A 14,443-nucleotide genomic window follows, 5' to 3' on the forward strand; every position below is an offset into this window, starting at 1 on the left:
TCATGCACCTTTGGCAGGGCCGCGTCGCAGCAGCCAGACGAGATACGGGCCGCCCACCAGCGCCGCGAACAGGCCGACGGGGATCTGGTAGGGGAAGGCCACCATGCGCCCGAGCCAGTCCGCCAGCACCATCAGCGTGGCGCTGATGCAAGCGGCTGCGATCATCTGATAGGACCCGCGCGAGAAGCCGGCAAGCCGCGCAAGGTGCGGTCCGATCAACCCCACGAGACTGAGCGGCCCGACGAAGTAGGTGGCCACCGCCGTCATCAGCGCCGCCACCGTGGCGACGATCATCCGGGTGCGGGATACCGGCAGGCCGAGGCCGCGCACCATGGGGGCGCCGAGCGGCAGGATGTCCAGCCAGCGTCCCAGCAGCAGAACCGGTCCGATCAGGATCACCGCCGCGCCGAGAGCGATCAGTCCTTCGAAGCCGGTCACTCGATCCGTGGAGCCGGACATCCAGCCCAGCAACCGGATGGCGCGCCCGTCGCCCGGTGCCAGCACGGCGGCGAGGATGGCAAGGCCGGTGGCGCCCAGTGCGACGCCACCCAGCAGCATGCGTTCCGGACCGAAGCCGCTGGCAGCGGAGAAGGTGAGGATGATCACCAGTGCCACCAGCGAACCGATGGCGCAGGCGGTCATCATCAGCGCCAGGGATGGGGTGAGGGTGAACAGCAGCACCACGGCGAAGCCGACGCCGGCGCCCGCACTCACACCCAGCACTTCGGGGCCGGCCAGGGGATTTCCGGTCATGCGCTGCATGAGCGTGCCGGAGGCGCCGAGCAGGGCGCCGGCGGCGATCGCCGCCGCCACCCGCGGACCACGGAAGGGGAATATGTCCTCGAACATCTGGCCAGTGACCAGGGTCCAGCCGTCAAAGGATCGGCCGATGAACAGTGCCATCAGACCTGCGGTGGCGAGCAGCAGCGTGAGTAGCAGGAAGCCTCGCCCCGGTCGCGCGAGGCGGCGAGCCACTGGCCCCTGTGCGCCGGGCCGCTCGGCGACCGAGAGGCGTGGCAGCAGCCAGATCAGCAGCGGGCCGCCCAGCAGCCCGGCGGCGGCGCCGGTGGGGATGAGGTCCGAACCGCCCATGGCGGTGAGCTGCACCAGCCCGTCGGTGAACCACAGCAGCAGCGCGCCGAGGCAGGGGGCGACGATGAGCATCTCGCGGGGCGAGCGCACGCCGCCGAGACGGGCGAAGGCGGGCGCGGCAAGGCCGATGAAGCCGATGACGCCCACTTCCGCCGTTACGCTGGCAGCGAGCCATACGGCCACGCCGATCACCAGCACGCGGGCGCCATTCACCGCCATGCCGAGGCTCTTGGCGCTGGCATCGTCCAGCGCCAGCACGGTAAGCGGGCGCAGCAGGATGGCGCTGGCGGCAATGCCGAGTACGAGGCGCCAGCTCAGCGTGATCGCCCCGTCCCAGCTCTGCTGATGGAGCGAGCCGGCGCCCCAGACGAACAGCGACATGACATATTCGCCATGGCTCAGCACAAGGGCGGAGGACAGGGCGGCGGCCACCAGCGACAGCGTCATGCCCGACAGCGCCACGGTCACGGGTTCGAGGCCTCGCTTCCAGCCCAGTGCAAGCACGATGAACACCGCCGCGAGCCCGCCAACCAACGCCACCAACTCGCGCGGCAGATCGCCCAGCACCGACGCGTAGATGACCGAGATGGTCAAGGCGAGCTGGGCGCCGGAGGCGATGCCGAGCGTGGAGGGATCGGCAATGGGGTTGCGCAGCACCCGCTGCAGCAGCGCACCGGACAGGCCGAGCGCCCCACCTGCCAGCAGGGCGACGGCGGCGCGCGGAATGAGGCTCTGCCAGAGCACCACCTGATCCAGCATGCGGGCGGTGGCGGCATCGCCGGGGATGGGCTGGCGGAAGGCGATCGCGGCCGCGAACAGCAGCGCGGCCAGCGTGCCGATGACGGCCCACAGGAGCGGCGGGGTGCGCAGATGGCGCTGGCGCGAGGCGATGTCAGCCACGGGCGGTGGCCCTTCCGGCAAAGGGGGCGGCCTCGGCGAGCAGGCGTGCGAAGCGCAGACCGGCCGGCAGGGCGCCGAAGGGATCTATGGGAGCGAGCACGGCCACACGGCCGGCCCGCACATTGGGCAGCGCGTGCCAGAAAGCGCTTTCCGCCATCATGCGGCGGGTCGCCGGTGGCATGGGCCCGATCACCACGATGATGGCATCCGGCATCTGTGCAAGCGTCTCCAGCCCAAGCGGGGCGGCGGCCGCGTAACGGGTCGTGCCCGTCCAGGCGTTGGCGAGGCCGATACGCTCCAGCACCTCGCCGAACATGCTGTCCGGGCCGAATACGCGGAAGTGGCGGGCATCGCCCAGATTGATCACCAGCACGGGGCGTCCGTCGTGGCCTGCGAGGCGTGCCTTGAAGGCTTCCAGCCGGGCGCGCGCATCGGCGACCAGCGCCTGCGCGGCAGCGCTGCGACCGAGGCGGGCGCCCAGGGTGAGCGCGGCTTGCTCCGAATTGGCATAGGGCTTCGCACCTCGCCCATAGATGGAGAAATTCTCCACCGGGGCGATCTTGCGCAGGATGGGATCAGACCAGGAGGTGTAGTTGGAGCCGAAGATCAGGTCCGGTTCCAGGAGCCGGAGGGCTTCGTAATTGGGTGTGCCGCGCAGGCCGAGATCGGCCACGGAGGCGGGCACTTCCGGTTCCACCACAACCTGCCTGTAGAGCACCAGCTCAGCACCGGCGACGGGTGTCACGCCGAGGGCGAGCAGCGTCTCCAGCAGTGCCCAGTCGAGGGTGGCGACACGCAATTCGGGCGTGGCCGCGCGGGCATTGGATATGGAGGCTGCGGGCAGCAATGCGGAGGCGGCAAGGCCGGCCATGAGGCGGCGGCGGGACAGGGTCACGGCAGGTCTTCCAAAGCTACGCCCACCCCCTGGAACGCAAGAGTGCCGCCCGTGGGCGGCACCTTCCGGGCGAGCCGCTGCATGAGCGTGCTCTTGCCCGATCTGTCATGGCCCACAAGACCATGGGTCCGCGCCGGCCGGAGGTGAGTGGCGAGCGGTGCGGGGATGTCATGTCCCCGCACCACGCGCGCCTCCGGATTTCGGCGCGGCGCACTCACCACTTGTAGCTGACCTTGCCGGTGACGGTGCGGCCATCGCCCCAGAAGCAGCCGAAGCTGCCGCAGGTGGCGACATAGCGGTCGTCCGCGATGTTGTTGACGTTGAGCTGCGCCTTCCACGAGCCCACCTCGTAGTGGAGCGCGGCGTCGAACAGGGTGTTGGAGGGCAGCAGATTGGCGTTGGTGTCGAGGTCGTAGCGCTCGCCCACATAGCGAACGCCGCCGCCGACGCCGAAGCCCTTCAGCGGGCCGTTCTGCCACGTATAGTCGAGCCACAGGTTGGCGGCGTTCTCGGGCACGTTGGCCGGGCGGTTGCCGGCATTGTCGCCCTGTGTGATCTCGGCATTCATGTAGGTGTAGTTGGCGAGCAGCTTCAGGCCTTCCACGAGGCTCACGGTGGCCGAGAGCTCCACGCCCTTTACGTTGACCTCACCGTTCTGCACGGTCTGACTGATGCCGCCGACCAACGCGCTGGACGACACGTTGGTCTGGGTCAGGTCGTAGACCGCAGCCGTGAAGAAGCCGTTCCAGCCCACCGGCTGGTACTTCACGCCGGCTTCCCACTGCTCACCCTTCGAAGGCTGGAAGGCGCCACCGCCAAGCTGCACCGGCATGTTGCCGATCACGGGCTCGAACGAAGTCGAGTAGCTGACGTAGGGCGCGATGCCGTTCTCGAACAGATAGGTCAGGCCGACGCGATAGGTGGTGGCGTCGTCGTCCTGGTCCTGATCGGTATTGCCGAAGTTCGTGACCTGCGTGGACTGGATGCTGGCCCAGTCATGGCGCACGCCGAGGGTCAGCAACCAGTTCTGCAAGCGGATCTGGTCCTGCGCATAGAGGCCGAGCTGGCTCAGAGTGCCGTCCACCTTCGAGGCGTACCAGACGGTGTTCGGGATGTACTGACCGTACACCGGCGCGAAAATATTGATGTCCGGCGCGGTGCCGAAGGACGTGTAGGTGTTGGTGTCGTGCTGACGATAGTCGAGGCCGACCAGCACCTCATGGCTCAGCGCCCCTGTGCTGAACTTGCCCTCGAGCTGGTTGTCGATGGTGAAGGTGCCGAGGTTCTCAGTGGTTTCCTGCGTGCCGCGCGCAGCTACCAGCGGATTGGTGGTGGACAGGCCGCTATAGTAAAGCGAGCCGTAGTCGTAGTTCAGGCTGAGGTAGCGCGCGTTCTGACGGAAGGTGATGTTGTTGTCGAACGTGTGGCTGAACTCATAGCCGATGGTCGACAGGGTGCGGCTGGCATAGTTGAAGTCGGGATCGCCCAGATAGGTGCTGCGCGAGGCCCGCAGGCCGTTCAGCGACTGCAGCGTGTACTGGTTCGGCAGGCCGACCGTGTTGTCGGGTGTATCGTACTGCACCATCGCGAGAACGGTCAGTTCCGTCGCGCCGTCCGGCCGGAAGGTGATGGACGGGGCGAACAGGTAGCGGTCGTCGTTCACATAATCGGTCTGGGTGTCCGCCAGACGGCCGAGGCCGGTGAGGCGGTAGGACACCTTGTTGTCCGGACCGATGACGCCGCCGATGTCGAAGCTCGCCGTATAACGGTCGAAGGTGGCCGCCTCCAGGTTGAACTCGCCGAAGTTCGTGAAGGTGGGGCGCTTGGAGACGAGGTTGATCAGGCCGCCCGGATTGCCCTGGCCGTACAGCACGGAGGAGGGGCCGCGCAGCACGTCGATGCGCTCCAGCGCATACGGGTCGATGGATGTCATGCCCTGGTCGCGGATCAGCTTCAGCCCGTTCAGATACTGGCTGTTCTGGGCGTTGAAGCCGCGAATGATGGGCGAATCGAAGCGCGGGTCGTTGCCATAGGGCGAGGAGACGACGCCCACCGAGTAATCGAGCGCCTGCCCGATGTTCTCGACCGCGCGGTCTTCCATCTGGTCACGGGTGATGACGGAGATGGACTGCGGCACTTCCACCAGCGGGGTCGCGGTCTTGGTGCCGGTCAGGGTCTGGCGGGCCACATAGCCGACCACCGGGCCGGTCGGGCTGTCGTTCTGGCCCTCGACGTTCACCGTATCCAGGATAACCAGCGAGGAGTCCGCCGCCTGCTGGGCGTGGGCAAGGCCCGACAGCAGGCAGGGGCCGGCGACGCCGACCAGGAGAAGGGAACGAAGAGACCAGTTATGCCGCATCTGCCGCCTGCCGAAGGTGCTCGACCCCATCGCACTTCAGAAGTTTTCAAAAGTAACTCTGGGCCTTGGGGTCAATAGGTTTGATAAACGGCTCATAACAACCGATGTCCAGTCTTGATTGTCATTTCCTGTTGTGGGTAGAACTCTCTTGCTTTGTCGTGACGCACCGGGGGGTGACGGCAAGTCCTTGAACCTGCTGGTTTATAGCTTTTACAAACTGCGCTGTTCTCGGGGATACCTTGAGCTGAGGAACCGGGCATGACGTTCCAACCCCGCATGACCTCCCGACGGGAGGGCATCACGCTGCTGGAGGACCTGCGCTGGCGGCGCTGGAATGGCGCGGTGGCGGACGTGTGGCATGCGGCCTGCTCGGCGGGGGCGAGGGGGGAGTATCTTTCCAAGGATCCCCGCCTGTTCGTCGTGCTGGAGCGCAACGGTCCGTGCTCGGATCTCAAGCTCAGCCCAAACGCCACCGAGGTGGTGAGCGGCCGACAGGAGTTCCAGCTCAGCTACATTCCTGCCGACATGCCCTTGTGGTCACGGACCGACGAGGACATGACCATTCGGCATCTCGACATTCATTTCGATGTGTCCACGCTTGCCGTGCGGCTGGGCGAGGAACTGGACGCCGAGCGTCTCGCAACGCCTCGCCTGCGCTTCAGCGACGAGCGCATCATGAGCCTCGCGCGCATGATCGCCGCCGAGTGCATGGATCCGGATTCTCACCATGAGCTGTATGGCGACGGCCTGATGGTGGCGCTGTTCATCGACCTGATGCAGCTCGGCCGCACCCCGCCGCGCAAGCGCGGCGCGCTGGCGCCCTGGCAGCTCAAGCGGGTGACGGACTTCATCGAGGCCAACTGCCTGCGCAACATCCGCCTGCAGGAACTGGCCGAGCTGGTGGAGCTGTCGCAATCCTATTTCAGCCACGCCTTCAAGGCCGCCACCGGCCTTGCGCCGTTTCAGTGGCACCAGCAGGTGCGCCTGAAGAAGGTGCGCGAGATGCTGGCCAACGACGGCATGACCCTGACCGAGATTGCGGACGCCGCCGGTTTTGCCGATCAGGCGCACCTGACCCGCGTGTTCCGCCGCGCCCTCGGCCAGACCCCCGGCGCATGGCGGCGGGCGCGGGCATCCTGAGCGGCGGTTTCCAGCGATCCTGAATGCGAAAGGGCCGGAACGCGGGTGCGCTCCGGCCCTTTGCGTATGGAACGGAAAGTTGCTTCAGGCGGGCTTCAGATGCACGCCGAGGCGGCCGGCCAGATCCTGCACATACTGCCATGCCGTACGGCCTGAGCGGGCGCCGCGCGTGGTCGCCCATTCCAGCGCCTGCGGTCGCCACACGTCCTCTGTGACCGGGATGGCGTGGTGGGCCACATAGCCTTCCACCATGGCCAGATACTCATCCTGGCTGCACTTGTGGAAGCCGAGCCATAGGCCAAAACGGTCGGAGAGCGAAACCTTCTCCTCCACCGCCTCGCCGGGATTGATGGCGGTGGAGCGCTCATTCTCCATCATGTCGCGCGGCAGCAGGTGGCGGCGGTTGGAGGTGGCGTAGAAGATCACATTATCCGGGCGTCCCTCGATGCCACCTTCCAGCACCGCCTTCAGCGACTTGTAGGAGGTGTCGTCGGAATCGAACGAGAGATCGTCGCAGAAGACGATGAAGCGGTGATGTGAATTGCGCGCCTGCGCCATCAGGGCGGGCAGGGTCTCGATGTCCTCGCGGTGGATCTCCACCAGCTTCACGCGCGGCCCCCCGGCGGGGAGATGGAGATTGACATGCGCGTGGGCCGCCTTGACCAGCGAGCTCTTGCCCATGCCGCGCGCACCCCACAGCAGCGCATTGTTGGCGGACAGGCCACGGGCGAAGCGCGTGGTGTTCTCGACCAATTGATCGCGCACCCGGTCGATGCCCTGCAGCAGGTCCATATCCACGCGGTTAACGCGCGGCACCGGCTCAAAGCGGGAGGGCTCGGTGGCCCAGACGAAGGCGTCCGCCGCCTCGAAATCCGCTGCGACGGTGGCGGGCGGCGCGGCGCGCTCCAGCGCGTCGGCGATGCGCGCGAGCAGGCTGGTGAGGGCAGTCAGGTCGGTCGTGCTCGGTTCTTGCGGCATTTGCTTCTCCCTGAGGCGGGGGATACGGCGCATGGCGCGCTACGGCAAGCCGTTCTGGCGGCAGGTGGATTTCGCAAGGCATGCGCGGTGCGCAGGAGACGATCGGATGCACATGGTAAATGTCGGGAGGTGCCATGGGGTTGTTGCACTGCGACAAGAATTTCGTAACCTGCGCGCGTGCAGATAGATCCGGGCTGGGTCGAGACCGGGTGGACCGCTGGGGTGGTCCACCACCGCTGATGAAGCGCATCAACGGAGCACCGAAATGCGACCGAACTCTCCTGCCGCAAGGGCATCCGGTTTTGCCGCCGGTATTGCGGTTCTGGCGTTCGCCGCGGGCGCGGCACACGCCGAAGACGTGAAGACCACCGTGACGCGGGACGTGAACACAGACGGCTCGTCTGCGGTCTATGTCTCAAGCTCGCCCATGTGGCTTGAGGGGGCCTCCTTCGGCTTTGACCTGTCCATGGCGGCCAGTACGGTGGCGACCTTCCAGCCCACGCGTACGCTGCCGTGGGATGTCACCGACACATCCAATGCCGCAGCTTGGGCCAAGGTGAGCCTGCCGACGGATTCGCTCTGGATGCCCTGGCAGCAGACCACGTTCGAGATGCGGGTGGATCCCTCCCAGAACGAGGGCAAGTTCGGCACCACCTTCTCGCGCGACATGCAGCTCAACCGCTACATGACGGCGAGCGTGAACGACAGCTATGCGGTGATCCACACCACCGATACCGCAGGCGGCTGGGAGATCGGCAAGTCGGTGAGCCTGAAGCTGCTGGACACCGGCACCACCTTCTCCATCGGTGCCACCAACAGCAGCACGGATCGCCTGTGGCTGCCCACCGCCACCGCCGAGCAGAAGCTGTTCGGCCCGCTCAACGTCACCACCTCGGTGGCGGATACGGGTAGCGAAATCACCAAGAGCATCACCGCCGGATATAAATACAGCTGGTGATGCTCAGCCGCTGATGATCGCCACCAGGAAGCGCAGGGCGACCAGCAGCAGGAACAGCCCGAAGCCGATTTCCAGCGCCCGCCGCGGCAAGGCGTGCGCGAAGCGCGCGCCCAAGGGGGCTGCGAGCGCACTCACCGGGGCCATGCACAGAAAGCCCAGCACCGACACATAGCCCAGCGAGAGAGGCGGCAGGTCGCCGAGGTGCGGCCAGCCGGCCACCGCATAGCCGATGACGCCGGGCACCGGGATCAGCATGCCGAGGCTGGCGGAGGTCGCCACCGCCGCATGGATGGGAACGCCATAGAGGGTGAGCAGGATGGTGGCGAGCGCGCCGCCGGCCACTCCGATCATGGACGCCACCATGCCGATGATGAAGCCGGAAACACGCATCATCGCCTTCCCCGGCAAGCCCTCGCCGATGCGCCACTGCGTCTTTCCGGCAAGGCTCTTGGCGGCGAGGAGGAAGGCCACCGCGATGAACACGCCCTGCAACACCTCGCCCGGAACCACGCCGGCCAGCGCGCTGCCAGCAATTACGCCCAGCACCGCCGGCACGGCCCACACTTTCAGCAAGCCGGGGATCACCAGCCCACGTGCCTTGTGGGCCTGATAGGAGCGCCAGGAGGTGGGGATGATGATGGCCAACGAGGTGCCGATGCATAGTTGCATGCGCACGTCGTCCGCTACGCCGAGGACGCGGAACACCTCATAGAGCACCGGCACGATAACCCCACCGCCGCCAACACCGAGCAGGCCGGCGAGGATGCCGGTGGCGATGCCGCCGACAATCAGTGCCAGGACGAGGGGGGCGATTTCAGACCAGGGGATGGAAGCGAGCATGACGACTCGGAAAAGGCGGGTGCGGAAGCTGCCATGTGTCGTCTTACGGAACGGCTTGTCCAGACGAATGGCACGCAACGCAGGACGGCGCCGGGCACAGACCCGGCGCCGTCTCGTCGGTCACAGGTGAGCGCGCAGGCTCACAAGGAAGGTGCGGCCCTGCCCGGTATCCCCGGAGAAGCCCGTGGGGGCGATGGACAGGGCGGGCGTGTAGGCCTCATTGAGCAGGTTGGTGGCGTCGACGCGCAGGGTCAGCACGTCGGTGAGCGCGTAGCTGCCGAACAGGTCCACGATGCTGTAGCTGTCGGACGGCGTTGAGCTGATGACGCCGGTGAAGTTCGAGCCGTAGGCGATCGCCTGACCTTCCGAGATGTAGGAATAGCGGGCGCCGAGCACCAGCTTCTCGTCGAAGAGCCGCACGCCGCCGGAGAAGGTGAAGATGTCGTCCGGCAGATACTGGTTGGCACCGAAGCCCTGAGTCTGGGCCGGCAGATCGTTGTCATTGTGGGTGTAGCTCATGTCGGCGAACACCTTGCCGGCGTCATAGCTTGCCTGCATCTCCACGCCGCTGACATTCGAGGTGCCGGCCACGTTGCAGAAGTAGTATTGCGTGCTGCGGCAGGTGACGATGTAGTTCTCGATGTCGTTGGTGAAATAATCCACCTTCAGGCGCACCTTGTCGCCGGCGACGATCACGCTGTCCTTGCGGATGTTCAGGCCAAATTCCCAACCCTTGGAGACTTCCGGCTCCAGATAGGGATTGGCGGAATAGGACACGCTGCTGCCCGGATGCTCACCACCCACCATAGTCTCTGAGGCGGTCGGCGCGCGCATGGTCTCGGCATAGGTCACATAAGGCTGCAGCCAGTCGAGCGGATTGACAGCCAGCGTGATCTTGGGATCGAAGCGACCTTCGTTCCGGTCCACGGTCCAGTAGCCGATGGGGACCGCGCCGCCGCTCGTATTCTCATAGCCGGAGCCGTTGAGTGTGAAGAAGTCGTAGCGCAGGCCGGCGATGAGATCGACCATGCCGTAAGTGAAGGTGGTCTCGGAGAAGACGCCGCCGATAGAGCTGGTGCCCGACGGATTCACGCCGCCGTAAGAGGAGGGCGTTACCGTGTTGTAGGCGTCCACGTCGTCATGGAAATATTCGAGCCCGTAGGTGGACTTCACCGCCACCTGCCCCAGCAGCAGCTTGGAGGTGTTGGACGTGTCAAAGCCCCAGCCCTTGTCCTCGATAACGCGCCCGCGATAGGACGAGATGGTCGAAGATGAGGTGCCATACTTCATCTTGGTGGCATTGTAATAGGCGTTCAGCTTGAAATCGACGAGGTCGTTGCCGGGATCATAGCTGTAATTGGCGGTCAGCGTGTCGTTGATGACATTCTGGGCGGCCGAGTTGGCATAGAAGAAGTTATTGTAGAAGACGCCGCCGAGCTTCAGACGTGACGTGTCCGTGAGCTTGATGTCGGTCTTCACGAGCCCGGAGGTCAGCTCCTGGCTGGTGTAGGGGACGGTGACATCGTCGCCATTCTTGTAATTGCCGCTGTCGCGTGTGGCGATGGCGGCACCGAGGGCGAAGCGGTCGTTCACGCGCGCCGCGCCCGCGAACATTTCCTGCCAGCCAACACCGTTGCTGCCCCAGCGGATGTTGGCCATGGCGCCGTAGGACTTGCCGGGCTTGATGATGTCGTCGATGCCCAGCGTGCGCATGTTCACCGCGCCCGCCAGCGCGCCCGCGCCGCCGGCCGTGCTCACCGCGCCGCGGGCGACGTCCACGCCGGCGAGCAGTTGATCATCCACATAGGTGAAGCCGCCGGCCTCATGGCCGACGAAGCGGAAGTTCTGCCGCACGCCGTCGATCATCATGTTGACGCGGTCCATGCCCTGGAAGCCGCGGATGTTGACGGCGACGCCCGGGTTGGAGGTGCTCTGCTCGGTGAAGGTGCCGGGCACGCTGCGCAGCACGCTGTCGAGGCGAGTGGAATCGCTGGGGCTGTTCAGAAGATCAACGCTGCTGACGGCGGCAGGCGTCTGATAGGGATCGCCGACGAGGACGTTGCCGCCCTCACTGACCGTGACGGTGGGAAGGACCACGGGAGCATTCGCAGTCGCCGTGCCGGCGCTGGTGGATGCGGTGGTCTGGCCGGATGCGGCCCGCGTGTTGGTGGTCTGCTGCGCCAGCGCCGGTCCGGCGACGAGTAGGGGCAATAGTGAGATGCCGATCATCAATGAGCCGTTGATCATCGGAAGAGCGCGGCAAGCGGATGCCGTTTGTGAAGTGCGGGCCATGTCAGTTCCCGAAAGCAGAAGAGGACAGTCACCGGCCATGCAGCCAGTGTTGTATTGGAGGTGACGATTCCGCCACCCGAAATCAGTCTCTCTTCTGATAGATATTGGCAGATTGCAGTGTCAAACGGTCGTAAATAAGAAGTAATCCAATGCGCGTGAGCGGAAATATGAGATTTAAATAAATTAAAAAATACGAATCGTGTGATGTGAGTGCGTTTCGCTTGCTTCCCCGGCGGCATGTTTTTCTGAATGTTGCTGGGGTGGAGGTGGTTTGATCGAGCGCATGCGATGATGTTTCGAATGTGTGTGGCCGACAGGACACGGCGCATGCATGCGCCGGTTGCAGGAAGGCCTCCCTGCATGCGCCGCAAAAAATGAGAAGAATCGGAGTGCGGGCGGACTCAGCCGTCGGTGCCGGTGCGCGCATCCTCTGCGGAGGACTGCGGCCGGCGGATGGCCGCGACAGCCTTGCGCAGCACTTCGAGGCCCGCACCCGGCACCAGCGCTTCGGTGGCAAGCGTGCGGCGATAGGTGCGCGCGCCCGGCCGCCCGCCGAACAGGCCAAGCATGTGGCGGGTAATGTCGTGCAGCCGACCGCCCGCCTGCAGATGCGCGGCGACATAAGGCTCGAAAGCTTCCACCGCAGCAAAGGCATCCGCATGGGGTGCAGCGTCGCCATGTACACGCGCGTCCACCTCCAGCAGGAGGTCCGGATCCTGATAGGCGGCGCGACCCAGCATCACGCCATCGAGCGGGCCGCTCTCGCGCAGGGCGTCGTCCAGCGTGGCGAGGCCGCCGTTCAGCTCGATGGGGACGTGGCTCAGGCGGGCCTTCAGTCGCCGCACGCGGTCATAGTCCAGCGGCGGTATCTCGCGATTTTCCTTGGGTGAGAGACCCTTCAGCCATGCCTTGCGGGCGTGGACGATGAGCCGGTCGCAGCCTTCCGACAGAACCTGATCGGCGAGGGCGTCGAGAGCTTCCTCGATGTCCTGCTCGTCCACACCGATACGGCACTTCACCGTGATCGGGATGGCAACCGCAGTCTTCATGGCGGCGACGCAAACCGCCACGAGCGCAGGATCGCGCATGAGGCAGGCACCGAAATTGCCGCCCTTCACCCGGTCGGAGGGGCAGCCCACGTTGAGATTGATCTCGTCATAGCCGAAATCGACGCAGATGCGGGCGGCCTCCGCCAGCAGCTTCGGATCGCTGCCCCCGAGCTGGACGATGACAGGATGTTCCGGCTCGGAGAAACCGAGCAGTCGCTGACGGTCGCCATGGATGATGGCAGGCGCCGTGACCATCTCCGTATAAAGCCAGGCCCGGCGCGACAATGTGCGATGGAAGGCGCGGCAGTGCCGATCTGTCCATTCCATCATGGGGGCGACGGAGAAGCGGAAAGTGCCTGAAATGCTTGCGCTGGTGGTGTTTCGGCTCACGATAGGGTTGGTCAAGGCTGTACTTTTTCCTGCGGTTTTCCGCCATTTCAGCCTGTTTCATTGCTCCGAGTACAGCAATGCTGTACTCGTGAAGCCATGCTGTACAGGCGAGGCGGTGGATCGTGGGCACTATCATAACACGCAACCGGAAGGATGGCTCGACGGGCTATCACGCCCAGATCGTGATCAAGCGGGATGGTCGGGTGCAGCACCGCGAGACCCGCACGTTTGATCGGCGACAGGCTGCCGCGGCGTGGCTTGAGGGGCGCGAGAAGGATCTCGCCAAGCCAGGTGCTTTGGAAAGGCTAAAGGACGCCGATCCGCCGCTCTCCAAGGCGATTCTCCGCTACACGCAGGAGTCCTTGAAGGAGATTGGCACGACCAAAGCGCAGGTGCTGCGCGCCATCCTGGAATTCCCGATTGCAGACATGGCCTGCTCGAGGATCACCAGCGTCGAGCTCGTCGAGTTCGCCAAAGCCAAGATCGCAACGGGTGTGGTCCCTTTGACGGTGGCGAATTACATGTCCCACCTGAGCGCGGTGTTTCGTGTTGCCTCCGCTGCGTGGGGCTTCAAGCTCGACATGGCCGAAATGGAGAAGGCGCGGGTTGTCACCGCCCGGCTGGGCTACACCGGCAAGGGAATGTCACGTGATCGCCGGCCGTCGCTCGACGAACTGGACAAGTTGCTCACTCACTTTTCCGAGGTGGAGAGGCGGCGTCCCCGCGCTGTGCCGATGACGAAGGTGGTTGTGTTTGCGTTGTTCTCGGCACGGCGACAGGATGAGATCGTTCGCATTGCGTGGGAGGATTTGCAGGAGGATGGCTCACGTGTGCTGGTGCGGGACATGAAAAATCCCGGGCAAAAAATCGGCAACGATGTCTGGTGCGATCTGCCGGCTGAAGCGCTTGCGGTGATCCGTTCAATGCCGCGGCGAAAGAGTGGCCCGATCTTTCCCTACTCGAGGCTTGCCATTTCGGCCAACTTCACACGGGCCTGCGCATTCCTTGGCATCGAGGATCTGCACTTCCATGATCTACGGCACGAGGGGGTGTCGCGCCTGTTCGAGATGGGCAACAACATCCCACACGTCGCGGCCGTTTCCGGTCATCGCTCCTGGTCCAGTCTGAAGCGATATACCCACCTCCAGAAGACCGGCGATAAATACGAAAATTGGGTGTGGACGTCTCGTTTAACTCGCCCGAGTTCTGGCTTATGACCCATTAGCTTTTCTGACACGGTCGAAAAACTCGGCGCATTTAAATACCACCGAATGAGTGATGTAAGACCCATGATTTTGCTGGGCAGTTTTGAGCTTATCGTTCTCGCGCGCTTCGATATATTTGCACGAGGTCTGCCACCAATTGAACGTATCCATTTTGGGCTCGCTCTTCATCATCAGGTTGAGGAGCTCGCGATATTGAGTCTCAGTGATGCCCTGGCTGAATGCGGGTGTGACGCTGAGTACGAAAAATAAACAGAACGCGAACTTCGTCATGGGGCTGAGAACCTCATTGGCAATCTACCCATGATAAGTTGCCCGAGACACCGG

At 64.6% G+C, this 14,443-nt stretch carries 11 protein-coding genes; 3 read left to right on the plus strand and 8 right to left on the minus strand.

Annotated features, from left to right (window positions below; all coding sequences use genetic code 11):
- From fhuB to IEW24_RS07365, 3 genes are all read right to left on the minus strand, one after another.
- Positions 1–1,992 carry a Fe(3+)-hydroxamate ABC transporter permease FhuB gene (gene fhuB, locus IEW24_RS07355; protein WP_188576761.1) on the minus strand — a complete coding sequence of 664 codons (1,992 nt, stop codon included), beginning with the start codon at positions 1,990–1,992 and terminating at the stop codon, positions 1–3.
- Complete coding sequence (locus tag IEW24_RS07360; RefSeq protein WP_188577464.1) at positions 1,985–2,863, minus strand: ABC transporter substrate-binding protein; 879 nt, start codon at positions 2,861–2,863, stop codon at positions 1,985–1,987. Before IEW24_RS07360 ends, fhuB begins: the two co-directional genes overlap by 8 nt.
- A 238-nt stretch (positions 2,864–3,101) precedes the next feature.
- Positions 3,102–5,276: a TonB-dependent siderophore receptor gene (locus IEW24_RS07365; RefSeq protein WP_244644207.1), complete on the minus strand. Its 2,175-nt coding sequence runs from the start codon at positions 5,274–5,276 to the stop codon at positions 3,102–3,104.
- A gap of 228 nt (positions 5,277–5,504) precedes the next feature.
- Between IEW24_RS07365 and IEW24_RS07370 the strand changes: the two genes are divergently transcribed.
- Complete coding sequence (locus tag IEW24_RS07370) at positions 5,505–6,386, plus strand: helix-turn-helix domain-containing protein (RefSeq protein ID WP_188576763.1); 882 nt, start codon at positions 5,505–5,507, stop codon at positions 6,384–6,386.
- A gap of 84 nt (positions 6,387–6,470) precedes the next feature.
- Here the strand turns inward: IEW24_RS07370 and IEW24_RS07375 are convergent, their stop codons facing one another.
- Positions 6,471–7,364: an ATP-binding protein gene (locus IEW24_RS07375; RefSeq protein WP_188576765.1), complete on the minus strand. Its 894-nt coding sequence runs from the start codon at positions 7,362–7,364 to the stop codon at positions 6,471–6,473.
- A 265-nt stretch (positions 7,365–7,629) separates the two neighbouring features.
- Between IEW24_RS07375 and IEW24_RS07380 the strand changes: the two genes are divergently transcribed.
- Positions 7,630–8,322, plus strand: coding sequence for a hypothetical protein (locus IEW24_RS07380; RefSeq protein WP_188576767.1), 693 nt, complete (start codon positions 7,630–7,632; stop codon positions 8,320–8,322).
- A gap of 3 nt (positions 8,323–8,325) precedes the next feature.
- Here IEW24_RS07380 and IEW24_RS07385 read toward each other — a convergent pair whose 3' ends face one another.
- From IEW24_RS07385 to dusA, 3 genes are all read right to left on the minus strand, one after another.
- The gene (locus tag IEW24_RS07385) at positions 8,326–9,162 is read right to left on the minus strand and encodes a sulfite exporter TauE/SafE family protein (RefSeq protein ID WP_188576769.1); all 837 of its coding nucleotides are present in this window, start codon (positions 9,160–9,162) and stop codon (positions 8,326–8,328) included.
- A 120-nt stretch (positions 9,163–9,282) separates the two neighbouring features.
- Positions 9,283–11,391, minus strand: coding sequence for a TonB-dependent receptor domain-containing protein (locus IEW24_RS07390; protein WP_244644251.1), 2,109 nt, complete (start codon positions 11,389–11,391; stop codon positions 9,283–9,285).
- A 464-nt stretch (positions 11,392–11,855) separates the two neighbouring features.
- A complete protein-coding gene (dusA, locus tag IEW24_RS07395) occupies positions 11,856–12,893 on the minus strand; it encodes a tRNA dihydrouridine(20/20a) synthase DusA (protein ID WP_373870033.1) in 1,038 nt (345 codons plus the stop codon).
- Positions 12,894–13,015: 122 nt separating this feature from the next.
- On the opposite strand from dusA, the gene IEW24_RS07400 reads away from it, so the two are divergent.
- Complete coding sequence (locus IEW24_RS07400) at positions 13,016–14,110, plus strand: site-specific integrase (protein ID WP_188576773.1); 1,095 nt, start codon at positions 13,016–13,018, stop codon at positions 14,108–14,110.
- Here IEW24_RS07400 and IEW24_RS07405 read toward each other — a convergent pair.
- A complete protein-coding gene (locus IEW24_RS07405) occupies positions 14,105–14,389 on the minus strand; it encodes a hypothetical protein (RefSeq protein WP_188576775.1) in 285 nt (94 codons plus the stop codon). The genes IEW24_RS07400 and IEW24_RS07405 overlap by 6 nt on opposite strands.
- Between the last annotated feature and the right edge of the window lie 54 nt (positions 14,390–14,443).

Origin of the sequence: Azorhizobium oxalatiphilum (assembly GCF_014635325.1) — a bacterium.
GTDB classification, from domain to species: Bacteria; Pseudomonadota; Alphaproteobacteria; order Rhizobiales; family Xanthobacteraceae; genus Azorhizobium; species Azorhizobium oxalatiphilum.

Coding starts and splice junctions, on each gene's coding strand:
- IEW24_RS07375 (WP_188576765.1), bottom strand. CDS start 7,364: ATGCCGCAAGAACCGAGCACGACCGACCTGACTGCCCTCACCAGCCTG.
- IEW24_RS07380 (WP_188576767.1), top strand. CDS start 7,630: ATGCGACCGAACTCTCCTGCCGCAAGGGCATCCGGTTTTGCCGCCGGT.
- IEW24_RS07405 (WP_188576775.1), bottom strand. CDS start 14,389: ATGACGAAGTTCGCGTTCTGTTTATTTTTCGTACTCAGCGTCACACCC.
- IEW24_RS07385 (WP_188576769.1), bottom strand. CDS start 9,162: ATGCTCGCTTCCATCCCCTGGTCTGAAATCGCCCCCCTCGTCCTGGCA.
- IEW24_RS07370 (WP_188576763.1), top strand. CDS start 5,505: ATGACGTTCCAACCCCGCATGACCTCCCGACGGGAGGGCATCACGCTG.
- IEW24_RS07365 (WP_244644207.1), bottom strand. CDS start 5,276: ATGGGGTCGAGCACCTTCGGCAGGCGGCAGATGCGGCATAACTGGTCT.
- IEW24_RS07390 (WP_244644251.1), bottom strand. CDS start 11,391: ATGATCGGCATCTCACTATTGCCCCTACTCGTCGCCGGACCGGCGCTG.
- IEW24_RS07360 (WP_188577464.1), bottom strand. CDS start 2,863: ATGGCCGGCCTTGCCGCCTCCGCATTGCTGCCCGCAGCCTCCATATCC.